This is a genomic window from Holdemania filiformis DSM 12042 (assembly GCF_000157995.1).
Lineage (GTDB): Bacteria > Bacillota_I > Bacilli_A > Erysipelotrichales > Erysipelotrichaceae > Holdemania > Holdemania filiformis.
Map to the genome: position 1 here is coordinate 83,034 of NZ_GG657551.1, position 23,641 is coordinate 106,674.

Consider the following 23,641-nt stretch of genomic DNA (forward strand, 5'->3'; position numbering starts at 1 on the left):
TACACAACGCGGCGGTCAGCGTCCAGGTCAAGACCGCCGTTATCAAATAAAAGACCGTGGAGGCGGGCGTATCCAGATTCAGCGACCAGGCATTTTTGAACACATTCAAAAACAGATTCGCGGTTAAATAAAATGCGACTCCCAACAAGACGCCTGGGATTTTCGGTTTCTCTTTCGCTGTGAGAATCAGCGTGAGCGGCAGAGCCAGCCCCATAACGCCCAGGACTGACAACAAAATCAATTTCAACATGGCTGAGTTCTCCTTCCCCTTTGAAACCGATGAATCAGCGGACCGGTCGTGACAATGGAAATCACCGTACCGACGCCCGCGATACCGCCGGCCAGACAGCCCAGCACCGTCAGCGCCAGATCCGCGCCCCAGCGCAGAATCGAATACGATATGCCCAACCGGGCCTGTGCTGCATGAAGCAGGCTGTCCAGTCCATTCATGCCCAGCTGACAGCGGATCAGCATCGCCAGACTGAAAGCGTACACTGTCTGCCCGATAAGGAAGACAAGCAGGCGTCCGGGCAGACTGATTCCGGCGATCAGACCGCCGGTCAGCACCACTGTGCCGTCAATCGCGAAGCCAGTGACCAGCGCTGAAATCACAGTGCCGGACCCAAAGTAGTTCCGCGCTGTCAAAAACGCCGCCGCGATCAAAACCAGATTGTACAGCCGCGACGCCTGGCCATAGCTGATATGCAGCTGGCAATGCAGCCCATCCTGGAAAACCGTGACCGTGTCCGAACCGATATTCGCGTTTAAGATCAAGCCGACGCCCGCGCCGATGCCCACTCCAGCCAGCGCTGCCAGAACCGCTGTCTTCCACGACAGACTAGAGATCCGCTCCATTCGTTTCAATCACCCGCTTATACCAGTCAAAGCTCTTTTTCTTAAACCGTTTCCGGCTGCCGGTGCCGTCGTCATTCAGATCGACATACACAAAGCCATAGCGCTTGGACATTTCATTGGTCGTGCAGCTGACGATATCGATCGGTCCCCACGCGCAGTAAGCGAACACTTCGACGCCGTCGCGGATCGCTTCCTTGATTGCCTTGAGATGCGCCCGCAGATAATCAATCCGGTAATCATCCTCGACCGTTCCTGCTTTCAGCTCATCCAGCGCTCCCAGTCCATTCTCCGCGATCATCAGCGGCAGCTGGTAGCGGTCATAGTACACGTTGAGTGAATTGCGCAATCCCAGCGGATCGACGCACCAGCCCCAAATCGAAGCCGGAAGCAGCGGATTGCGGGAGATATCATTCAGATCCGCTGTGTTGTGAACCGCTGAATTCATCCGCGAGTAATAATAGCTGAATGCCATATAATCGGCAGTATAGCTGTGAATCAGATCCAGTTCCTCCTCCGTCATCGCGATGTTCAGCTGATGATCCTCAAAATACCGCAGTGCATACCCCGGATACTGTCCGCGGATGCGCACGTCGCCATAGAAGAACTGACTCATCTGATTCTTCTGCAGGGTGCTGAACACATCCTCCGGCGACGCGGTTTCCGGATAGCAGTTATGATCAGAAATCATCATACCGAGCTTGAATTCCGGATCCATCTCCCGTCCCAGCTTGGTCGCCAGCGAACAGGCGACAAACTGATTGTGAATTGCCTGGTATTTCGCTTCTTCCAGGTTGTCGGCCTGATCGCACAAAATTCCCAGGGAATTAAACGATTCGACATAAATCAGATTAATCTGATTGATCAGAATCCAATATTTCACCTTTCCCCGATAGCGCTCAAAACAAGTCCGGGCAAAGCGGGCGTAAAATTCGATCAGGCGTTTATCGCGCCATCCGCCGTATTCCGTCACCAGCTTTAACGGCAGTTCGTAGTGAAACAGCGTGATGATCGGCTCCATGCCGCTGGCCACAATCGTGTCGATCAGGTCGTCGTAGAATTGCAGGCCTTCTTCATTAGGCTGCGCATCGTCGCCGTTGGGATAGATCCGCGCCCAGTTGATCGAAGTACGGAAGGCTTTCAGTCCCAGCTGCTTCATCAGCGCCAGATCATCCTTGTAGGTATGATAAAAATCAATGCCGCTGCGCTTGGGGAACTGCCAGTCCTCCTCGATCGCTAATAATTCGTTTAACCGAATGCTGGTCATTTCTGAATCCGCGTCGCGCTTGCCACCGCGGACTAAATGGGGATTGTGCCAGTCTACGTCCGGAACGGACAGCCCTTTGCCGCCTTCGTTCCACGCGCCTTCCGCCTGGTTGGCCGCGATGGCGCCGCCCCATAAAAAATTGTCTGGAAATCCGTGTTTCATCGCTTCCTCCTTATTCACATTTCAATTTTCACTTTCACATTTCGCACTCGTGTGTTTTTTCCGACATCCTGCTGGGCTTTCCGCCGCTTGATTGTTGAGCCTGAAACAGCCTGATTGGAAAAGAAGCTGCCTGGGATGCAGGCAGCGGTCTGTCGTTTATGCGTGCCGCAGGAAATACAGTTCGCTGAGTTCTTTGATCAGATCGATCGTCGCCATTGTCGTCATCAAATGATCCTGAGCATGCACGACGATGATCGAAAACTCGGCGTGCATCTGTCCGGCAGCCTCCTCCTGAAGCATCGCGTACTGCGCTTTGTGAGCCTCGTTAATTTTATTTTCCGCTTCTTCCATCTTCGCTTCATAGCCGGCGTGATCGTTCTGTTTCGCCGCCTCCAGCGCTTCGTAAGCGGAGCTTTTTGCGTCCCCGGCATACGAGATAATTTCAAAAGCTGTCATTTTGATATCGGTCATGTTTCTGCCTCGTTTCTTTTGTCTTATGCGGATGCGTGGGCGGACGCTTCTAATTCAGCCGCTTCCCCGTTTTCCTGCTCGATGCAGCGTTTTTCATAAATTTTGAAGAACGGATAATAGATCACCCAGTCGATGGCGAACATCACGATGACTAACAGGCAGGAGCGCCAGTCCAGCGTCGAGATGAACGCGCCCAGCACGGTCGGCGTTGTCGAGGTCAAAAACAGGAACGAATGATTGACCAGCCCCAGCGAGGTGCACAGCCAGCCCAGCAGGATATTGGCAGACGGCGCTAACATGAACGGAATGACCAGAATCGGATTCAAGAAGATCGGCAGGCCGAAGATCACCGGCTCGTTAATGTTGAACAGCGACGGGACGATCGCCACCTTGCCGACGGCGCTGAGCTGTTTCGACTTACTCTTGACGCACATTGCGCACAAGGCCAGCGTGGAGCCCGCCCCGCCAATGCAGGAATAATACGCCCAGAACGACTGGGTATAGACGTGCGGCAGGGCGTTCAGTGCGGTACCGGCCGCGAAGGCTTCGGCATTGGCAGTCAGCGTGACCAGCTGGAGCGGATCCAGAAGCGGCCCGACGACCGTCGTCGGATGAATGCCGAACGAGAACAACAGGTTTTCAAACGCGGTCAGCACGGTGACGGCGACCGGATTTTCCACTGCTACGGTAATTAACGTGAAGATGTACTGCCACAGCTCCGGCAGCAGCTTGCCGAAAGCCAGCTGGGAAATCACGCTCAGCGCATAGAAGAGTATCAACGCGTAGACATACGGGAAAATCGTACTGAACGTATTCTCAATGACCTGCGGGACGCTGGGCGGCATGTGAATCGTCCAGCCCTTCTCAATCGAAATCCGCATGATTTCCACCGATCCCAGGGCGACCAGACAGGCGACCAGAATGCCGACGGAGCCCAGATAGGCAATCGACATCGCGCCGGAAATGACCGGCGAGGCGATCAACAGATAAATCGAGGTCGCGCACACCGCGAAATTGACGGCGTTCTTTTTATAATGCTCGGCCAGCGAATACGCTACGGTGAAACAGATAAAAATCGAGATGATGCCCAGCGTCGCTCCATACGGCGCGTAACAGATGTCCTTGAAGTTCGTCGACATCTGGAACCAGGCGTTCATAAAGGCATCAAAGAAACCAACGCCGGTCGCGTAGCCTTCCTGCCACGGGCACTTATAGATTAAGAAAGCAATGCCGCCGACAAACGTAAACGGCAGCGCGCTGACGACGCCGTCGCGCAGTGCCAGAAAGTGCGGTTCGGTTCCGAAGAAGGTCGCCATCGGCATACATAATTCTTCAAACCGGTCGAGGAATTTCTTTTTTTCATGCTGTTGTTTCGCCATGGAATAAAGTCCCCCTTTTCCCTTTTATTTTTGTTTCGCCTGTTCGCTGCGGCGAATCTGATCCAGAATCGCCTTACCGTTGCAGCGGCCGAAGTCTGCCGGTTCAATGTTCATGACCGTTAAGCCCTCATACGGCTCGGCCAGACTCTGCACCGTTTTGATCTGATAGCGAATCTGCGGCGCCAGCAGGACATAGTCATATTTTCCCATGACCTTCTTCGCATCCGACAGCGACTTCGCTTCAATTGTCCACGGTTCATCCTCTGTCAGGTTTTCTTTCATTTTCTGCAAGACGACGCTGGTGCTGGAACCACAGGCACAGACCAGTAAAATGTTCATTGCGTATCCCTCCTCTTGGTTTCTGACTTATTTATACCACCGGAAAGAAATCGGTGTAGGAAAGGAATTCCCTATCGAAAAGGTAAACTTTATTTGAAGAATTTACCTTTGTGTTAAAGAAGATAAAGACAATTTCAAATTTTATAATTGTTTATAATGGAAAAGAAAAGAGGGGCGTTTTATGTACGAAAAAGACCGGCTGGTCCTGCTTCAGAAGCTGATGGCTTCCTCGGAACCGCTGTCCAGCTCAGCGCTGGCTTTTATGCTGAACGTCAGCGTCAAGACATTGTTGAAATACATCAATCAGCTCAAGGATGAATTGATGGAAAACGGGGCTGATATTTTAATCAAGCGCGGATCGGGATCGGTGCTGATCGTCTACGATCCGGATAAATTCAATCATTATGTCCAGTCTTTAAGCGTGGGGGAAGGGGACGGCGTCGGCTCTCCGGAAAACCGCAAAAAGTATCTGCTTGCCCGGCTGATCACAGAAAACGAATATCTCAATTTATATGATCTGGCTGATGAAATTTATATTTCTCCTTCCTCGCTGCGCAAGGATCTCAAGGAGCTGAAGCCGACGCTGGAACGCTATCATCTGACCCTGCAGCACAGCCACAGCAGCGGCTATCGGATCACCGGCAAGGAAAAGGATATCCGCCGATGTTTGTCCAAGGAAGCGTCGATCAGCGGAATCATCGACTTCCTGCCGCAGGAAACGATGTATAAATCCAGCCAGCTGAGCCTGATTCAGCACGTCATCGCAGAATCGCTGATGAATGCCAACATTTCAATCACCGCCGATTCCTGCAGTGCCCTGTCGCTGCATATCCTGATCGCGATCAACCGCGTGGAAACCAACAACCTCATCAACCAGGAAGTCAGCGAAGCCATGCGCCAGTCGCTGGAATACAAAACGGCGATTGATATCAACCGTTCGATCGAGGAAATTTTCCATGTGTCGCTGCCGGAGGCGGAGCTGTGTTATTTTGCGTTCCATATCAACGGAAAAAAGAAAATCAACGCCGATCATGAAAGTCTGAGTGAAGATCTGCCGCAGGATGCCGTGATCTTTTATAATTTATTTCTGCGCAATATCTTGAAGCTGTCCAAAATCGATTTGTTTGAGGACAAGGATTTACGGGCGAATCTCTTAACGCACATCGTACCGTTTCTGCACCGGCTGGATAACAATATGCAGGTTACGCAGTCGAATCTGTCATCGATCCGCGACGAATTTCCGTTCGCCAACGAACTGGCGGTCTGCGGCCTGTCGTTTATTCCCAGGAAGTACGGCATCGCCGTGTCTGAGGAAGAAATCATGTACTTCACACTGCACATCGCGCTGGCTTTGGAGCGGGGACCGGAAGCGCGGGTGAAAGTGAATATCGCCGTGATTTCCAACGATATTTCCAGTTTGTTTAAGCTGATCGCTTACCGGCTGAACAAAACACTGGCGGATTTTATCAATCTGATCAAGCTGTTTGATGCGAAATCGCTGGATGCGGAGGAGTTAAAAAAGTTCGACGTCATTCTTAACGCGACGGAAGTAAATCTGCGTTTCGATAAGCCGACGTTAAAAATCCAGCCGAGTCTTTCGGAGAATGATCTGCATATCCTTCGCCTGATGCTGAACAATCTGAACGAGAAGTTTCATCTGGACAAACTGATCCGTCCTGAGCTGTATCTGGAAATCAGCGCTTCTTCACGTCAGGAAGCCTTGATGAAGCAAATTGAACACATTCAAAAAAGTTTGCCGCTGCCTGCGGATTTCTATGATTCCGTCGCCGCCCGGGAGCGCATGGGGACAACCGAATATAACAATAAAATTGCGATTCCGCATCCGTTAAACCCGGAACAGCTGCCTAATTTTATTTCCATCTGCAAGCTGAAAAAACCGGTGACGTGGAACGCGAAACCGGTTCAGATTATTTTCTTGGTCTGTATCAATGAGAATCAGGCATTGACACGGATTTTCTTTGATAAAATCTCCAAAATTATTCAAAATAGTCATCTGGCTTTTGAATTGTTGGAAACGAGGAATTATGATGAATTTATGGCAAAGTTCAGCCAGTTCTAAAGGAGGGATTCGATGTTCACTACCTTTCCCAGCTGTCAGTTTCAGGCTACCCATCCGCAAACTGCCGCTGAAATAAGGGATTATCTTAAAGGCCGCTGGAACGCTGAAACGACAGGCTGCTGCCGCAGGGAGGGATTGAAATTTCAGTCCGGCGATACGTTGGTCACGGTCTGTCTTAGCTGCACAGCGATTCTTAGAGAACGATTTCCTTCTTGTTCAGTCATAACGCTTTATGACTTGTTGGAGCAGGATTGTGAGTTTTGCTGGCCTGATGCGCGCCAACAGGCAATCACAGTCCAGGACTGTGCCCGGGCAGATGCCTCTCTGCGCCGTCAGGTCCGCGGCCTGCTGACGAGAATGAATTATGCTGTGCATGAAATGGATGAGGCAGCACCGCCCACCTGCGGTACCCTTCTGATGAATCCGATCAGCGATCGAAATCGGCAGAGCGCACCGGCTTACTTTAAATCGCTGCAGGCTCAGGTAAAAATTCTGGATTCTGCCAAGCAGCAAAAGCTCTTGCAAGCTCAGGCTGGTTACTATCCCGACAAGCAAGTGGTCGCCTACTGCAACAGCTGTTATCAAGCGCTGGGTTCTTTGAATATCGAGCGTTTTCATCTGTTAGATCTGATTTTTATGAAAGGCTGATCCGCAGCTGTCCGTAATGAGTATATCTGGGATGTATGATTTTTTCTTAAAGTTTTATCACCAGAACGTGTGGGATGAAAAAACTAAATAATTTAAAATTTCTGTCAGTCTTAAGACCTTTTCGAGCGTATCACGCACGAAATTCATCGTTCTGGCCTGATCTGCGAGTTCTGTTCTGTTGACCTCAAACAAACGAAAGACCTCCTTTATCTAATAGTTTTTCAATATTTCTGGGAACATACAGATTCCATTTTACATCCAATACCGGGCTCTCATTTTTACAGTCTTCATAGAGATAGCGACAGCTTTTCCGATATTCTTTCCTGCAGAGTTCAAAGAATTTTGGGCTCAATTTCATATTCGGGAAAAACGTACAAAAGAAGCCTGCTTTCTGCCATAGAAATTGATTATCAAACGCCGTTAAGACCGCAATCAAATTTTCCTCATTCACAACAGTGATCATGGAAAGGCAGCGCAGCAGTTCTTCAAGGCCGCCGATTTTATCAAAATCCTTAATGTTATCCGCAATCGTGCGCTCAAGATCTGTGACTCGAATCCGTCCGGACTGTCGAATCCCTAAATTTATTTTTGGAGATACACGCCGATAGTATCTCCCGTCGAAATCAAATGAACGGAAACGATGAGCAGATGTCACATAGACATCCGCAAACACTTGATTAGTCAGTCCGTAATACTCAAATGCTGTGTGATGAGAAACGCAGGCATCCGCGGTTATTCCTGAGGCAATCTCAAAACTATTGCAGACAGACGTGCCAGTTTCAAGATTCACTGCCACGTAGTAATTTTTACGAACGTCGGTTATCCATCCTCTTTTTTTATATGTGTAAAGCAAAGTATCCGCAGTCCGGATATTATGCGTAAGAGCAGCAACATCCTCACGACTGAAACATCCCATCTTTAAAAGTTTTACATAATAATCCATAGGCTCACCTCTTTTTAAAATTGACACAATTTACTTTATTATACAAGTAATTTGTGTCAATTTTAAAAGAATCATGATTAAAATTCAAGTTCCTGTAAAAAATTGAGATCTCAGTTTTAAGCAGAACTGAGAATAAATCATAATTCAGACTGGCGAGCGAAGTCTTTGTCAGCATTAAAGACACAATCAGAATTATTAAATCCTATATTGATTATAGCAGGATCCGCAGGCGTATTCATCTCATTTGAGTTCCATTAGCTGAAACCCTTGTTTATATTTCATTACAAAAAAATCCTCTGCCCCCTGAGGGAACAAAGGATTGATAATTCATTGTTCTAAATTACCGCTGAACACGCCCGGAGCCGTCGCCGCCCGCCAGCGCTTCAACTTCCTCGGCGCTGACCAGATTGAAATCACCGTTGATCGTGTGCTTCAATGCCGAAGCCGCGACCGCGAATTCCAGAGCTTCACCCTGCGTCTTCTTGGTTAACAGGCCGTGAATCAGGCCGCCGGAGAACGAATCGCCGCCGCCGACCCGGTCGATGATCGGATTGATCTCATACCGCTTGGACTGATAGAATTCCTCGCCGTCATAAATTAACGCCGACCAGCCATTATGCGTGGCGGAGAAGCTTTCGCGCAGTGTTGTGCAGACCGTCTTGAAACCAAACTGGACGCGCATCTGCTCAAAGATTGTCTTGTAGCCGTTCAGGTCCAGCTTGCCGCTGGAAACATCCGTGCCTTCCGGCTTAAAGCCCAGGCACAGCTCCGCATCTTCTTCATTGCCGATGCACACGTCGACATACTGCATCAGATCTTTCATGACCGCCTGCGCTTCTGCCGGTGTCCACAGCTTTTTACGATAGTTTAAATCGCAGGAAACGGTAACGCCGTGCTTCTTCGCCGCGATACAGGCCGCTTTGGTCAAAGCCGCGCCGTTGGCGCTGATCGCCGGCGTAATGCCTGACCAGTGGAACCAATCAGCCCCTTCCATGATCTTATCAAAATCGAAATCATCGACCGAAGCCTCGGCAATCGAGGAACCCGCACGGTCATAAATAACCTTGGAAGCCCGCATCGACGCTCCGGTTTCCAGATAATAGATGCCGACCCGGTCGCCGCCGCGGGCGATGTAATCGGTATGCACGCCATACCGGCGCAGGGCGTTCACCGCCGACTGGCCGATTTCATGCTTCGGCAGCTTGGTGACATAATACGCATCATGACCATAATTAGCCAAAGAAACCGCAACATTCGCTTCACCGCCGCCGTAAACGACGTCAAAGGAATCAGACTGAACAAAACGAGTATTGCCCGGTGTGGACAAACGAAGCATAATTTCGCCTAATGTAATGATTTTCATAATTGAGATTTACCCCTTTCCTTATGCCGCATTTTTCAGATGGATCGCAAAGCCGCCGATTTCACCTTCAAAGTAAGCAAATTTCAGATGACCCTTGGCATCGAACTGTTTCGTTTCTTCAACGAATTTGTAACCCCGCGCTTCAAAGTAACGGACTGCACGGTCCACAGAATTCACAGTATAACAAATATGTCCATGCGTGCCGCGGCCGTTTTCATTCATCACTTCCACGGTCTCGCCCGCAAAGAAGCTCTTGGACGTGGCGCGTACATCGCACTGAAGCAGACCTGCCATTTCGTTCGCAATCCCCGCGGAGGTCGACGGTGTGGCGTTGATGCCGACATGATCCAGCTTCAGCCCCAGCATCGTCTTGACTGCGTTCTGCGTCAGTTCCTTAATCTTATCGAATTCCCCGTTGGCAATCAGCTTGGAATCGATCATCCAGGTACCGCCGCACGCTACGATCCGATCATAGGCCAGATAATCGCAGATATTATTTTCCTTAACCCCGCCGGTCGGCATGAAGTTGACGTTCACATACGGAGCCGCCAGCGCCTTAATCATTTTCAGGCCGCCTAACGGCTCAGCCGGGAAGAATTTCACCGTGGTCAAGCCAAATGACAACGCTGCTTCAATATCGCTGGCATTCGCGCAGCCTGGCAGAATCATGATGTTTTTAGACTGGCAGTAACGAACGATCTCCGGATTCAATCCCGGCGAAACGATGAACTTCGCGCCCGCTTCGATCGCGTCGTCGACCTGCCTGGTCGTCAGAACGGTGCCTGCGCCCAGGATCATGTCCGGGAACTTTTCATTGATGATCTGCATCGCCTGCTTGGCATGTTCAGTACGGAACGTCACCTCAGCGACAGGCAGTCCGCCTTCGCACAGCGCCTTGGCCAGGGGTTCAGCGTCTTCGATCCGGTCGATTTTGATGACCGGCACAATGCCGATCCGGCTGATTTTTTCTAAAATTGCATCCATGATTTCCACTCCTTTTTCTTGAATGAGTTGATACACTTCTAGTATACATGCTTTCCCAGGTTTGTAAAGAGATGTTCTAAATTTTTTTTAGATATTTAGTAATATACTAAAAATATTTTAGGTTTCACTCGGACTATCTTGACAATTTACCACTCCTCTGAAACAATATTCGTTAGAGAATAAAGGAGGGATCGCCAGTGAATTCAATCGAAGAACAACGTCTGCTTTTTTCTCAGATCCTGGATCTGTTGGAACATCATTTCGGACCGCAATGCGAGATCGTGCTGCACGACAACACGAAGGATTACGCGCATACGATCATTGATATCCGCAACGGTCAGATCAGCGGAAGAAAGATTGGCGACGGCGGCGGAGCCTGGGGGCTGGAGGTTCTTTCCAGCGAACAAACCGATACTCACCGCTATAATAAAGTCATGGTGACTGACGACGGCCGGATCATCCGCAACAGCTCGATTTTCTTTCAGGACAGCGAAGGGAAGAATATTGGTTCGCTGTGTCTGAATACCGATATCACGCCGCTGGTGGAAGCGCAAAAGAACCTGGATGCGTTTACCCTGCTTCCGCAGGAAGAAAAAAAGATTGGCGAGGAACCATTTACCAACGACGTCAATCAAATTCTGGAGCTGCTTCTGCAGGAATGCCGCAAGCGGATGGATAAGCCGGCCAAGGAAATGAATAAGGAAGAAAAAATGGAAATCGTGCGCTTTCTTGATCACAAGGGCGCCTTCCTGATCACCAAGAGCGGCGATAAGATCTGCGCTTTCCTCGACATTTCCAAGTTTACGCTTTACAGCTACCTGGATACCATCCGCAAGGAAGATAAAGAATGAATCCCACGCTGCGCAGCGCCGGCTTAACCTGCCTGAAGTGCCTTAACGAAGCAGGATATGAAGCCTGGTGGGTGGGCGGCTGCGTGCGCGACACATTGCTGGGCCGGCCGGTTCAGGATGTCGACGTGACGACTTCCGCTTTACCTGAACAAACGATCGTCTGTTTCCGCAATGCCGGCTATCCGGTCATTCCGACGGGATTGAAACACGGCACCGTGACGGTCATGATTCAGGATATCCCGATTGAAGTCACTACTTACCGATCTGATTCTGATTATCAAGATCACCGTCATCCGGAATCTGTTCGCTTTACACGTTCCTTATGGGAAGACTGCGCACGGCGGGATTTTACGATCAACGCGCTGTGCTGGCATCCGGATCTCGGACTGCGCGATTATTTCCACGGCCAGCGAGATCTGAAAAATAAAGTCATTGCCTGCATTGGTAATCCTTACCAGCGGTTTGATGAGGACGCGCTGCGAATTCTGCGAGCATTGCGGTTCGCTTCCACCTTAGGCTTTGCACTCGATCTGGGTACGCGTCAGGCGCTCTTTCATCAGGAAGAATTGCTGCGGGTGTTGTCTGCCGAGCGCATTGCCCGGGAAATGGAAAAAATGGTTGTCGGACTCCGCTGGCCGGAAATCTTCGCCAACAACTATGAAATTCTGGCGGTTCTGTTTCCGCAGCTTCCTGCCTTGCAATCACCGCAGGCAATTCAAAAAGCATTCGATACGTTCCGGTTCTGTCCGCCGGTGACGCTGCCCCGGCTGGCCTGTTTCTTTCTGGAAACAGAACAAACGCCTTTGGTCTATTGTATCGATCAGGCTTTACATTGGACTGGACAGCTGAAATTTTCTAATCAGAATAAGAAAAATCTGATCCAGCTTGTCCGTTATCAGAATCACCCGATTCCTCAGGACCGCGTAAGTCTGCGGCTTTTGATCCATGAACTTCCGGATCGATTCGGAGAATGGATTCAGCTCCAACAAGCCTTAAACCGGCTTACGCCTGAACAAGCCGCCCACCTGATCGCCGCCAGCGAAGAAATCCGCGGACACGACTGCCTGACCCTCAAGCAGCTGGCGATCAACGGGGCCGACCTGATCGCCGCCGGCTGTCCGCGTCCTCAGATCTCCGCACTTTTAAAGCAATCGCTGAACGCGGTGATGGAGGATCAGATTCCGAATCAAAAAGCTGCGCTTTTGCGCTTTGTCCATCAACAACGAAAGCCGGAACACCAGGAGTAAATCCCTGGGGAACCGGCTTTTTTGTCTTCTTAATGATTTATGAAATTAGACGCTCTTTTTCTTCCCGCCGTTAATTCCAGTTCGTTGTGAAATAACCGTTTTCCTGAACGAATTCCAACGTGCGCCACATTTCCACGGCACGGGTTAATCCTTGTTCATAATCCGGCATCGGCCAGCGGAAGAACTCGAAGGTCGCGGTACCCGGATAATCGATGGCTTTGAGCGCTTCGATCACTTCGATCCAGTTCACCGTCCCGAAACCGATCGGCAGGTGCTGATCCTTTTTCCCATTGTTGTCATGCAGATGTACTTCGTACAGCTTCTTCCCCATGCGCTGGATCGCTGCCGGGATATCCACACCGTCCACGTTTGCATGGCCGACGTCCAGACAGAAACCAACGTTCTCCAGATTCACTTCTTCCACCAGCGCAATCAATTCGTCGATCTGACTGTAAAAACGTCCTCCGTAGATATTCTCGACCGCCAATCGAATTCCTTTCTCCGCCGCTCGCTGACCGAACCAGCGCAGGTTTTCCACAACCCGCCGGTGCGTTTCTTCCGCGCCCCATTTTTCTAACGACGCCTGATGAACGATTTTATTCTTCTTAAACCCCCCGTCGGAGAACGTCCCCGGATGGACGACGAACACGCCTGGATCCAGGACACTGTAAATATCCAGGCTTTTCTGCATATAATGACGAACCCGCTTTTGTTCAGGATCCTCCTCGTCCAGCACCGAACCGACGAAATGATAAGACGACAGCTTCATGCCTTTCCGGACAGCCAGCGCGTGAATCTGATCGGCAAATTCCTGATCTTCGGCCTCCTTTTCCGGATACACCTCCTGATCCCAATAAGTATTGAACGTATGAATTCCCAGTTTCAGCGCCATTTCCATTAACGCTTCCGCTTTGTTGAGATCCAGCTTGCCTTCGGCATTGCTAAAATCAAAGTGCAGTGAACATTCTCGCATAAAATTAAAGCTCCTCTCTGGATCTTATTATACCGCAGTTTTTCTCTGACTGAACGACCTTCGGGTAAATCTTCCGTTCATTCCCACCGAATAAACAAACAAACCAGAGATCCTTTTCATCCTGATCCCTGGTTTGCATTTCTTGATTTCATTCTATCTTGCTGGTCGATCTAGTTTTTCTATTCCTCTTTTAAAACATTTATAAGTCTGGATAAACGTTCAGCTTAATTCAAGTCCCGTTTTGCTACATTGTGAACGATCTGCTTGGCCAGCGCTTTTCCCTGGGCAAACGAACCGTCGATGCCGCATTCGCCGGCTAAAACTTCTCCAGCCGCAAACAGATAAGGAATGGCCTCTCCGCTCTCCTTAACCACCTGCATCGTATCATAATCTACGACCAGGCCGCCGATGGTAATATGCGCCGCAGGAACACACGGATAAGCATAATATGGACCTTTCGCAATTTCACTGTTCGGTTCAAATGTTGTACGGCCAAATTGCGAATCCTCATGGGTTTTCGTCATTTCGTTATACGCCTTAACCGTAGCTTGCAGAGCCTGCGGATCCGCGTTAATCTGCGCCGCCAGTTCTTCCAGCGTATCCGCTCTGAACAGTCTTCCATTTTTCAGCATTGCTTCCACGTCACTGCCACCCTGTGTTCTGCCATCCTGAATTCCGCTGTTATTCGAACTGGAGATAATATAAGCTTGATCGCCGGTCTGTTCAAAGATCGCCGCCGAAATATCCCAGCGGGTTCCCGTTTCATTCGTAAACCGCTGACCTTCCTGATTGACCATCAGACACGATGCCGTATTCCCAACAATCGCTTCTGTAGACCCAGTTTTTCTATCGGCCATCGGGAACATCATTTCCGCTTCCATCTGATCGACAGCTGCGCCTAATTTCTGCGCCATGACAATGCCGTCGCCCGTCGCGCCTGCAGTATTAGTGCTTAAAACGTCTTCCGTCATGCCTTCCCATAGCTCATTGTATTCCACTAACATTTTGCCATTGCCCGCAAATCCGCCCGTCGCTAACAGGACGCCCTGACGTGCCTTAACGTTATATTGAGTTCCATCCGCACTGACCGCATGGACACCGGTCACTGCGCCTTCCTCGTCGACAAGCAATTCCGTCACCGGTGTGCTGGTATAAATGTCAATCGGATACTGATTTTCTTCAATGTTCTTTTTTAAATAATGGAAATACCCTTCGCCTAAGTAAAAGTCTTTAATATTCGTCCAGCGCGGCCAGCTGTATCCGACAATTCCATGGGCCTTTTCCCATTCAACGCCCATCTCTTCGATCCAATTGTCGAATTCCTGCAGTGTTTCCGCAAAATACAAATAATCTTCGAGGTTGCCGCCATCTGTGCGAACTCCTTCGATCGCCATCCATAACGGACTGTCGAAAACCTTCGTGCGATCGGTAGCTTTCCAGGCTTCAACTTCCGCCGTAAATTGATCCCAGACCGCCGCTTCTTCTTCGCTTTGCGGTCCCTCTTCTAAAGCGTTCAGTACTCTGGCTTCATAACCCGCATCATTGTCAGCCTTGAGTTCTTCCGGCAAGCCCAAGTTTTCAATAAAGCCGCCGCTGACGATGGCATTTCCACCGATATTCGCCTGTTTTTCAAAGACGACGACGGAGTCCGCTCCTTCATCCGCAGCGCTGACCGCCGCAGCCATACCAGCTGCGCCGGCGCCGACAATCACCAGATCGGTCGTCAAATCAATGACTTCTTCCGACTTCTTGGTATTATTCGCTGCTTGCTTTAACTGTTCAACATCACCGCCGGCCTGTCTGACGGCGTCCGCTGCAGCTTCTAAAATCGCATCCGAGGTGATCGTTGCTCCGCTGATCACGTCGATATTCAAACTCTGTTGATCCACAATCTGTTGCGGAATCTGTTCCAACGGTGCATCCGAAATATTCGGTGTTTCGTGATGCTCCGTCACTTCGGCGGAAATGATCGCTTGATCGGAAAATTCCATTGTCAGCGCAAGTTTTCCCCCTTTTCCATTTTCGGAGATGCCGGTATACGTTCCGGCCTGATAGGTCTGGCCTTCCGGTTGTTTCGCAGACTGCGAACAGCCGCTTAACAGTGAAGCTGCCAAGCCAAAAGCCAGGACTGTTTTCAACACTTTCTTCATAAGTTCCTCCCTCATTTCCTCTCTATTCTACCAGTCTTCCTGAGGGAACCTCCGATCAGGTTTAGAATTCATTTCCAGTTTTTGAAAAGATTTTCCAAAACTGAAAATCACTCTTTTTTAACGTCTTCAAAACAGGTATACTAATGACAAGACCCGCAAAACGAAGCGGACAGGAGCCTTTATGTTAATCTATTATATCTTGAATTTATTAAGCAATACTCGTTCGCGGAATGATACATACGGGACCATCGCCCGGCAGTTAAGCCGGAATATTTCGAAACTGGACGACTATTCCCTGACAGCGCTGGCTGAGATCTGCAGCGTATCGCCTGCTTCTTTATCCCGTTTTACCCGCTTAATGGATTACCGCAATTACAGCACAATGGCCAACCAGCTTCAGGAGGCAATCCCGGATTACGTGCATGGCGACGGACAGCTGCTTATCAAGAGCCCGCTTCCCCATGAAAAGGGACAAACCGCCATGCGCAGGCAGCTGGATCAGATGAATGAGCTGGCCTATCAAGCCGTGCAAACCATCGATTTAACAGAAGCTGCCCGTTGTTTAATCCAAGCCCCAAAAGTCGCAGTCTTTGGATCGCCAAAACCGCAGGCCGCCTTGATGCTGCAAATGGAGCTGGGGATGCAGGCAATCGAATGTACGAATTATTATGCGCCGGAAGATCAATATCCCGAGATGCAGGCGTTAGAGGCTGGCTGTACCGCAGTTGTTTACGATTGTTACGATCATGACTCAATCCTGCCTTATATCTTATCGCTGCGGAAACCGGACGTAAACCTGATCTTAATTTCCTGCTCAGAAAAACTGAAAGCTACTTATAATCCGGATTTTTTTCTGGCCTATCCCAATCTGAACTTTGCGATGAATCTCGCTTTAGCCGATCAGATTACCCTTTACCTGGTTTCTGAATTACAGGCCGCCGCCGCGGCCGAAGCCCGGTAAAGTTTTTCCTGCCCGCTTTGCTTGGAGCGGGGTTTCTTTTTGTTATTCCGTTTGTTATTCCATTGATTATCCAGAGGTTCATCTCGACCAGAATGCGAGTTCTGCGTTTCTCTCCAAGTTCACATTCTTCTCGGGAATGAAAAAAGAAGTCTTCCAAGGGGGAGGACTTCCAGTCTTTGACGTTTTCGAAATTATTTCTTTTCACTTTGGAATTGGAAGCGATGAAGCAGCTGTTGAAACAACAGAACCTCGGCATCGGAGAAACCGTCCATGCACTGCATACAGTAGCGTCTGAACTCGGTTTGGATGAGATCTGAAGCGGATTTCCCTTTCTCTGTCAGGAAGATGTTCATTACTCGGCGGTCCTTGTCATTGCCTATCCGCATCACGAGATCTTCACTCTCCATTTCTGAAATGATTTCTGAAATTGTGGAGCGCTTGCTTGCGGAAATGACCGCAATTTCCTGTTGATTGATCCCGTTATGATCAGACAACAGATGCAGGATTTTGAGATGGGATAACTTCAGATCCAAAACTTTCAGCGCGTCCGACTTCACTTCGTAAAACTGCTTGATCAGATCGGAAAACATGATAAACGCTTTCGTATCTAAATTCACTACGTCCCGAATTTGATTCATGAACTCACTCCTTTCTTTTTTCTTATTATAAATCAAAAGTCCAGACGAACGATAGAATTTTACCGAATTCAATGTGAATTAAACGTTTTATTTCACTTTTCAGGCTGGACAAAAGAAAAGAACAGGAATCCTGCTCTTTTACTTAAGAATCGGTGTGATTTCAATCACTGGAATTTCTACGGGATTGTAGATTCGCGGTAAATACCACCGCTGGCACAAACCGCGCGAAACGACCAGGTCTGAGTTCTGTTCCCGATACAAACCGCCGGCCCGCTTCGGAAACCAGCCTTGCCGGGGCGCGAACAAGCCGTTAATCAGTCCCGGAATCCGGACCTGTCCGCCATGGGCATGTCCGGACACAATCAGGTCAAAACCAAACTGCGCGTAGATTGGCGACCGTTCCGGCCGGTGCGCTAACAAAATCGTGTATTCCGGACAATCCTGCATCGATCCCAATTCGTTCATCAGCTGGACTTCTTCCTGTTGATCCCGGTCAATATACGCATATTTGCGCGGATCGTCAACGCCGCACAGCGTCAGCCTCGTCCCGCGAATTGTGATTGTTTCTCTGGTATTGTCCAAAACGGTAATTCCAGCCTGGCGCACCCGCGCTTTGACCTCCGGCAGCGTGATCAGAGTCTCGATATTTTCATGATTGCCTGTGCAGTAATAACACGGCGCTATCGCTGAAACCTGATCGAGAAACAATTCCGCACCCCGCAGCGGTTTGATATCGTCGATAATATCTCCTGGCATGAGAATGAGATCGCACCGGGACTGCCGCAGCTTATCCAACAGCCGCTTTTGATCCGGACCATAGACCGTGCTGTGCAGATCGGAGACGACCGCCAGTCGGACCGGCGCTTTGATTTTCGGACTGGACAGCGTATAGGATCGGAATCGAATTGGAAAACTGACGAGCCAGCCGATCAACAGATAGGCGGCGGCCAGGCCGAGAAAGAGAAGGGCCAGCTTCATCGCCCGCCTCCTTTTGTAATGCCTGCGGTATCGTTATGCGGTTGTTTCATTCTATTTCTCCTTTTATTCAAAGGGACGGCTTCCGCGTTAAAGCCGCGGGAAACCTTTCCTTTTTAATAATCGCCCATTGCGATCATTCCGTCGATCACCTTCTGGACGCCGGCGATGTTGGCGGCTGTCACATAATCCTTCGGATCCAGCTGATATTGCCGGATTGCTTCCTGGCATTGTTTATGAATAGAGATCATAATCCCACGCAGCTTGTCGTCGACTTCTTCAAACGACCAGGCCAGACGCATGCTGTTCTGGCTCATTTCCAACGCGGAAGTCGCGACACCGCCGGCGTTGGACGCCTTGCCCGGGGAGAACAGGATTCCCTGCTGACGATACAAAGCGATCGCTTCGTTATCATTCGGCATATTCGCGCCCTCAGCGACGAGCTGGCAGCCCGCATCGATTAAGCGTTGAGCGCGCTCCTTGTTGATCTCGTTCTGTGTCGCGCATGGGAAAGCCAGATCAACCTTCAGGTTAGCGTCATAGACCGAGCCTTCATGATATTCGCCATGCCCCGCCATTTCCGGATACGCCGAAAGCGAGGTGCGCAGCTGTTCCTTGATTTTCTTCACGGTATCCAGATCCAGCTGTTCATCGACGATATAGCCTTTAGAATCACTCATCGCGATGACCTGAATTCCGTTCTGCAGCGCTTTTTCCGCGGCGTAGATCGCGACGTTGCCACTGCCGCTGACAATCGCTTTCTTCCCCTGCGGATCCATCTGCGCCGCTTTCATCATTTCCAAGACGAAGTAGATCAACCCGTAGCCGGTCGCTTCTTTGCGTGCCAGACTGCCGCCATAACCTACGCCCTTGCCGGTTAACACACCACGCTCGCTGACGCCCTTCAAGCGCCGGTACTGACCGTATAAATAACCGATTTCCCGTGCGCCGACGCCCATATCACCGGCCGGCACATCGACGTCCGGACCGATATGCTTGGACAATTCAATCATAAAGCTCTGGCAGAAGCGCATCACTTCTGCATCGCTCTTGCCTTTCGGATCGAAATCACTGCCGCCCTTGCCGCCGCCGATTGGCAGCGTGGTCAGGGCATTCTTGAAGATCTGTTCAAACGCCAGGAATTTCATCATCCCCAGTGTCACCGCCGGATGAAACCGCAGACCGCCTTTATAGGGGCCCAAAACGCTGTTGTATTGAACACGGTAACCGCGGTTGACATGCATCTGTCCCTGATCGTCCATCCACGGCACTTTAAACTGGATAATCCGCTCCGGTTCTGTCAAGCGTTCCAGAATTGCCATTTTCTCATATTCCGGATGATGATCGAAAATCAGACTGACCGATGTCAGCACTTCTTCCACCGCCTGCAGAAACTCGGGCTGCGAGGCGTCTTTTTGTTTCAGTTGATGTAAAACTTGTTCACAATATGAATTCATTGTTATCCCACCTTTTTTATTATGATATGCTACTCGGCCTGAAAATTCAATGAAAAAAGAGGGACATTCCTTTCGGATATTCCCTCTCTCGTTCATTTTAGACCGCTGGTTCAGCGTGGCTGCCGAGCATTTCTTCCGGAAGCTTGACATCTTCTTCCAGATCGACGGAACGTTCTTCCCGTTCCTCGCGCAGCTCCGCTGCCCGTTCTTCGATCATGCGCGTCGTTTCGCGCTCGAATTTTGAGCCGGTTCCCGCTGGGATCAGCTTGCCGATGATAACGTTTTCCTTCAGACCGATCAGATGGTCGACCTTGCCCTTGATCGCCGCTTCGGTCAGGACCTTGGTGGTTTCCTGGAAGGACGCCGCGGACAGGAAGGAATCGGTTTCGACAGATGCTTTTGAGATACCCAGCAGCGTCGGCCCGAAGACCGCCGGATGCTTGCCCGCTAACAGACAAGCGCGGTTGATGCCGGTGATGTTGTTCAAGGACAGCGTCTGACCTGCGCTTAAGCCGGTGTCGCCGCCGTCGATGACAATGATCTTCCGCAGCATCTGACGGATCATAACTTCGATGTGCTTATCGGAAATTTCAATACCCTGGGAAGCGTAAACCTTTTTGACTTCCTTCAAGATATAGTTCTGAACTTCCATTACGCCTGCGACTTCCAGCAGTTCCTTCGGGTTAACCTGACCTTCGGTCAGCTTATCGCCCGCAACAACCTGGGACCCGACTTTCAGCCAGGAACGGATCGTCTGCGTCAGATCGCATTTGTGTTCGATGCTTTCCTTTTCGTTGGTGACCACGATGCGCATGCCGCTCTTGTTTTCCAGTTCGCTGATCTCGGTGATTTCACCGTCGATCTTGGACAGAACCGCGACATGTTTCGGGCAGCGGGCTTCAAACAGTTCTTCAACTCGCGGCAGACCCTGCGTGATATCACCGTCGTTACCGGAAGCGACGCCGCCGGTATGGAATGTACGCATGGTCAGCTGTGTGCCTGGTTCACCAATGGACTGCGCGGCCATGATGCCGATCGCTTCGCCGGCTTCCGCCAGCTTGCCGGTCGCCATGTTGCGGCCATAGCACTTGCGGCAGACGCCGTTGGTGCTTTCGCAGGTAAACGTATTCCGGATATAAGCTTGGGTGACGCCGGCATTGACCACACGCTGCGCCATCGCTTCATCCATATAAGTATCCGCTTCGACCAGAATTTCACCGGTGTTCGGATCAACGATCGCATCTTGGCTGTAACGGCCGATTAAGCGTTCAGCCAACGGTTCGAGGATCGTGTTGGTCTTGCGGTCGACGATATCCTCAACCAGATAGCCGCGGTCGGTTCCGCAGTCTTCCTCGATGATGACGACATCCTGAGCGACGTCGACCAGACGACGGGTCAGGTAACCCGATTCAGCCGTCTTCAGCGCGGTATCGGTCAGACCTTTACGCACGCCGTGAGTCGAGATAAAGAACTCGGACACATTCAGACCTTCACGGAAAGAAGAGTAAATCGGAACTTCGATAATCGAAGGCTGGTATTCCTTCTTGGACTTCGACTGTGTCGGACGGGCCATCAGACCCCGCATGCCGCACAGCTGAGTAAAGTGGGATTTGTTGCCTCGCGCTCCGGATACCGCCATCATGTTGATCGGGTTCTTACGCGGCAGGGATTTCATAACGGCATCGCCAATTTCATCCTTGATATCCGCCCACAGCTTCGAGAAGTGGCGTTCCCATTCCGGCGGCGTCAACATGCCTCGGCTCAGCAGCTTATCCAGCTTATCCGCCTGAGCGCGGCCTTCCTCAACATATTTCTGTTTGTTCGGAACGACATTGATATCCGCCAGGGATACGGTCATGCCCGCAACCGTGGAATATTCAAAGCCGAGGTCCTTGATGTTATCCATGATATCGGAAGTGCCTTCCGTTCTGTACCGGTTGAACACTTCAGCGATGACGTTCGACAAATCCTTCTTTTTGAATTCCGGATTCAGCGGCATGGCAGCGATCGCTTCCTTGATGTTTGTGCCTAACGGCAGGAAGAACTTATCCGGCGTCGCCTGTAAGCTTGCCTTGTTGACATCGTTGATATACGGGAAGTCTGCCGGGAACATTTCATTGAAAATGACCTTGCCGACTGTCGTTACCAAGTACGAATGATTCTGCTTCTCCGTGAAGCAGCTCTTATGCAGAGCGTATCCCGGCAGGGCAATGCGGGTATGCAGATGCACCTGCTTATTCTGATACGCGATTAAGACTTCGTTGGTATCCTTGAAGACATGGCCTTCGTTGGTGCCGAACCGGCGCCACATTTCAGCCGCTTCATGATCGCCCAGCGTATCCAGGAAATCAGCCTTCGTAAAGAATTCGTCGGCCGTTTCTTCCATGTTCAGATAGAAGTTGCCCAGGACCATGTCCTGGCCCGGCGTAACGATCGGCTTACCATCCTTCGGACCCAGAATGTTGTTGGAACCGAGCATCAGGATTTCCGCTTCGGCGCGGGCTTCTTCGGACAACGGCAGATGGACAGCCATCTGGTCGCCGTCAAAGTCGGCGTTGAACGCGGTACAGACTAATGGATGCAGACGGATCGCACGGCCTTCGACCAGCTTCGGCTTAAATGCCTGGATGCCCAGACGGTGCAGTGTCGGCGCACGGTTCAGGAAGACCGGGTGATTATCAATGACCTGTTCCACGACGTCCCAGACACGCGGATCCTGGCGGTCGATCAGCTTCTCCGCTGTTTTCGGATTGCCGGCGATGCCCTGGTTCACAATTTCATTGATGACAAACGGCTTGTACAGCTGAATTGCCATTTCACGCGGAATGCCGCACTGATACATCTTCAGGTCCGGTCCGACCGCGATAACGGAACGGCCGGAGAAGTCGACACGCTTCCCTAACAGGTTCTGACGGAAACGTCCCTGCTTACCCTTTAAGGAATGCGACAGGGATTTCAGCGCCCGTCCGCCCGCGCCGGTGATCGGCTTGGAACGGCGGCCGTTGTCGATCAAAGCGTCGACCGCTTCCTGCAGCATACGTTTTTCGTTCTGAACGATGATCGCCGGGGTTCCCAGCTCCAACAGCTTCTTCAAACGATTGTTTCGGGTGATGACACGGCGGTACAGATCGTTCAAATCGGAGGTCGCAAAGCGGCCGCCGTCCAGCTGCAGCATCGGGCGTAAATCCGGCGGAATGACCGGCAATACGCTTAAGACCATCCATTCCGGCTTGTTGTCGGAATGCCGGAACGCGTCGATGGTTTCCAGGCGCTTGATCAATTTCTTACGCTTGTCGCCGTTCGCGTTTTCCAGTTCTTTAATGACGATCTCGTGTTCTTTCTCAATATCAACCTTTTCCAACAAGGTCTTGACCGCTTCCGCGCCGGTCTGGGCGACAAAGCTGCCCGGACCGTACAGTGCGGTGTTCTCACGGTATTCTTTTTCTGACAGGATCTGTTTGACAGCCAATGGCGTATCCATCGGATCGGTAACGACCCAGGATACGAAGTAAACGACTTCTTCCAGCGCCTTCGGCGTGATGTTGAGCAACAGGCTCATGCGGCTTGGAATGCCGCGCAGATACCAGATGTGCGCAACCGGAGCTGCCAGTTCAATGTGACCCATCCGTTCGCGGCGGACAGAACTCTTGGTGATTTCTACGCCGCAGCGGTCACAGATTACGCCTTTATAGCGTACTTTCTTGTATTTTCCGCAATAACATTCCCAGTCCTTGGAAGGACCGAAAATCCGTTCGCAGAATAAGCCGTCCCGTTCAGGTTTTTGAGAACGGTAGTTAATCGTTTCCGGCTTTTTGACTTCGCCATAGGACCATTCGCGGATTCGTTCCGGGGATGCCAGACCGACCTGAATGGCGGCAAATTTATTGACACTCATCGCTTA

Annotated in this window: 20 protein-coding genes; 5 read left to right on the forward strand and 15 right to left on the reverse strand. The window is 50.6% G+C overall.

Going from position 1 to position 23,641, the window contains the following annotated elements; genetic code table 11:
- The 6 genes from HOLDEFILI_RS19460 to HOLDEFILI_RS00415 form a co-directional block, all read right to left on the reverse strand.
- Nucleotides 1-250: hypothetical protein (locus HOLDEFILI_RS19460; RefSeq protein ID WP_006057307.1), on the reverse strand; the 250-nt coding region annotated here is incomplete at its 3' end.
- Complete coding sequence (locus HOLDEFILI_RS00395; protein ID WP_006057308.1) at nucleotides 244-855, reverse strand: YczE/YyaS/YitT family protein; 612 nt, start codon at nucleotides 853-855, stop codon at nucleotides 244-246. The genes HOLDEFILI_RS00395 and HOLDEFILI_RS19460, both read right to left, overlap by 7 nt.
- Nucleotides 839-2,281 carry a family 1 glycosylhydrolase gene (locus HOLDEFILI_RS00400; RefSeq protein WP_039863540.1) on the reverse strand — a complete coding sequence of 481 codons (1,443 nt, stop codon included), beginning with the start codon at nucleotides 2,279-2,281 and terminating at the stop codon, nucleotides 839-841. The genes HOLDEFILI_RS00395 and HOLDEFILI_RS00400 overlap by 17 nt, the downstream gene beginning before the upstream one ends.
- Nucleotides 2,282-2,437: 156 nt before the next feature.
- Nucleotides 2,438-2,752, reverse strand: coding sequence for a PTS sugar transporter subunit IIA (locus tag HOLDEFILI_RS00405; protein WP_006057311.1), 315 nt, complete (start codon nucleotides 2,750-2,752; stop codon nucleotides 2,438-2,440).
- 23 nt (nucleotides 2,753-2,775) lie between these two features.
- Nucleotides 2,776-4,131 (reverse strand): PTS sugar transporter subunit IIC, encoded by a 1,356-nt coding sequence (locus tag HOLDEFILI_RS00410; RefSeq protein WP_006057312.1) that lies wholly within the window; start codon nucleotides 4,129-4,131, stop codon nucleotides 2,776-2,778.
- A gap of 24 nt (nucleotides 4,132-4,155) precedes the next feature.
- Nucleotides 4,156-4,470, reverse strand: coding sequence for a PTS sugar transporter subunit IIB (locus HOLDEFILI_RS00415; RefSeq protein ID WP_006057313.1), 315 nt, complete (start codon nucleotides 4,468-4,470; stop codon nucleotides 4,156-4,158).
- Nucleotides 4,471-4,651: 181 nt separating this feature from the next.
- On the opposite strand from HOLDEFILI_RS00415, the gene HOLDEFILI_RS00420 reads away from it, so the two are divergent.
- Together HOLDEFILI_RS00420 and HOLDEFILI_RS00425 are read left to right on the forward strand one after the other, a co-directional pair.
- Complete coding sequence (locus HOLDEFILI_RS00420) at nucleotides 4,652-6,550, forward strand: BglG family transcription antiterminator (protein WP_006057314.1); 1,899 nt, start codon at nucleotides 4,652-4,654, stop codon at nucleotides 6,548-6,550.
- Nucleotides 6,551-6,562: 12 nt separating this feature from the next.
- Nucleotides 6,563-7,198 carry a hypothetical protein gene (locus HOLDEFILI_RS00425; RefSeq protein WP_006057315.1) on the forward strand — a complete coding sequence of 212 codons (636 nt, stop codon included), beginning with the start codon at nucleotides 6,563-6,565 and terminating at the stop codon, nucleotides 7,196-7,198.
- A 184-nt stretch (nucleotides 7,199-7,382) separates the two neighbouring features.
- Here HOLDEFILI_RS00425 and HOLDEFILI_RS00430 read toward each other — a convergent pair whose 3' ends face one another.
- The 3 genes from HOLDEFILI_RS00430 to eda all read right to left on the reverse strand — a co-directional run bounded on the left by HOLDEFILI_RS00430 (nucleotide 7,383) and on the right by eda (nucleotide 10,488).
- Nucleotides 7,383-8,141, reverse strand: a complete 759-nt coding sequence (locus HOLDEFILI_RS00430) for a type IV toxin-antitoxin system AbiEi family antitoxin domain-containing protein (RefSeq protein ID WP_006057317.1) — start codon at nucleotides 8,139-8,141, stop codon at nucleotides 7,383-7,385.
- A 340-nt stretch (nucleotides 8,142-8,481) separates the two neighbouring features.
- A complete protein-coding gene (locus tag HOLDEFILI_RS00435; protein ID WP_006057319.1) occupies nucleotides 8,482-9,504 on the reverse strand; it encodes a sugar kinase in 1,023 nt (340 codons plus the stop codon).
- 21 nt (nucleotides 9,505-9,525) lie between these two features.
- Nucleotides 9,526-10,488, reverse strand: coding sequence for a bifunctional 4-hydroxy-2-oxoglutarate aldolase/2-dehydro-3-deoxy-phosphogluconate aldolase (gene eda, locus HOLDEFILI_RS00440; RefSeq protein ID WP_039863543.1), 963 nt, complete (start codon nucleotides 10,486-10,488; stop codon nucleotides 9,526-9,528).
- Nucleotides 10,489-10,685: 197 nt separating this feature from the next.
- Here eda and HOLDEFILI_RS00445 point away from each other — a divergent pair, with 197 nt between their 5' ends.
- Together HOLDEFILI_RS00445 and HOLDEFILI_RS18115 are read left to right on the forward strand one after the other, a co-directional pair.
- Nucleotides 10,686-11,339 (forward strand): helix-turn-helix transcriptional regulator, encoded by a 654-nt coding sequence (locus HOLDEFILI_RS00445; RefSeq protein WP_006057321.1) that lies wholly within the window; start codon nucleotides 10,686-10,688, stop codon nucleotides 11,337-11,339.
- A complete protein-coding gene (locus HOLDEFILI_RS18115) occupies nucleotides 11,336-12,586 on the forward strand; it encodes a CCA tRNA nucleotidyltransferase (protein ID WP_006057322.1) in 1,251 nt (416 codons plus the stop codon). Before HOLDEFILI_RS00445 ends, HOLDEFILI_RS18115 begins: the two co-directional genes overlap by 4 nt.
- A 70-nt stretch (nucleotides 12,587-12,656) precedes the next feature.
- On the opposite strand, the gene HOLDEFILI_RS18120 is transcribed toward HOLDEFILI_RS18115, so the two are convergent.
- Nucleotides 12,657-13,559 carry a sugar phosphate isomerase/epimerase family protein gene (locus HOLDEFILI_RS18120; protein WP_006057323.1) on the reverse strand — a complete coding sequence of 301 codons (903 nt, stop codon included), beginning with the start codon at nucleotides 13,557-13,559 and terminating at the stop codon, nucleotides 12,657-12,659.
- Nucleotides 13,560-13,783: 224 nt separating this feature from the next.
- Nucleotides 13,784-15,709, reverse strand: coding sequence for an FAD-dependent oxidoreductase (locus tag HOLDEFILI_RS00460; protein ID WP_039863545.1), 1,926 nt, complete (start codon nucleotides 15,707-15,709; stop codon nucleotides 13,784-13,786).
- 181 nt (nucleotides 15,710-15,890) lie between these two features.
- Here HOLDEFILI_RS00460 and HOLDEFILI_RS00465 point away from each other — a divergent pair, with 181 nt between their 5' ends.
- Nucleotides 15,891-16,670 carry a MurR/RpiR family transcriptional regulator gene (locus HOLDEFILI_RS00465; protein ID WP_039863546.1) on the forward strand — a complete coding sequence of 260 codons (780 nt, stop codon included), beginning with the start codon at nucleotides 15,891-15,893 and terminating at the stop codon, nucleotides 16,668-16,670.
- A 191-nt stretch (nucleotides 16,671-16,861) separates the two neighbouring features.
- On the opposite strand, the gene HOLDEFILI_RS18125 is transcribed toward HOLDEFILI_RS00465, so the two are convergent.
- From HOLDEFILI_RS18125 to rpoC, 4 genes are all read right to left on the reverse strand, one after another.
- Nucleotides 16,862-17,308: a MarR family winged helix-turn-helix transcriptional regulator gene (locus HOLDEFILI_RS18125; RefSeq protein ID WP_050766895.1), complete on the reverse strand. Its 447-nt coding sequence runs from the start codon at nucleotides 17,306-17,308 to the stop codon at nucleotides 16,862-16,864.
- Between the two features lie 138 nt (nucleotides 17,309-17,446).
- Nucleotides 17,447-18,286, reverse strand: coding sequence for a metallophosphoesterase (locus tag HOLDEFILI_RS00475; protein WP_006057328.1), 840 nt, complete (start codon nucleotides 18,284-18,286; stop codon nucleotides 17,447-17,449).
- A gap of 113 nt (nucleotides 18,287-18,399) precedes the next feature.
- Nucleotides 18,400-19,740 (reverse strand): NADP-specific glutamate dehydrogenase, encoded by a 1,341-nt coding sequence (gdhA, locus tag HOLDEFILI_RS00480; protein WP_039863547.1) that lies wholly within the window; start codon nucleotides 19,738-19,740, stop codon nucleotides 18,400-18,402.
- 97 nt (nucleotides 19,741-19,837) lie between these two features.
- A complete protein-coding gene (gene rpoC / locus HOLDEFILI_RS00485; RefSeq protein WP_006057330.1) occupies nucleotides 19,838-23,635 on the reverse strand; it encodes a DNA-directed RNA polymerase subunit beta' in 3,798 nt (1,265 codons plus the stop codon).
- Between the last annotated feature and the right edge of the window lie 6 nt (nucleotides 23,636-23,641).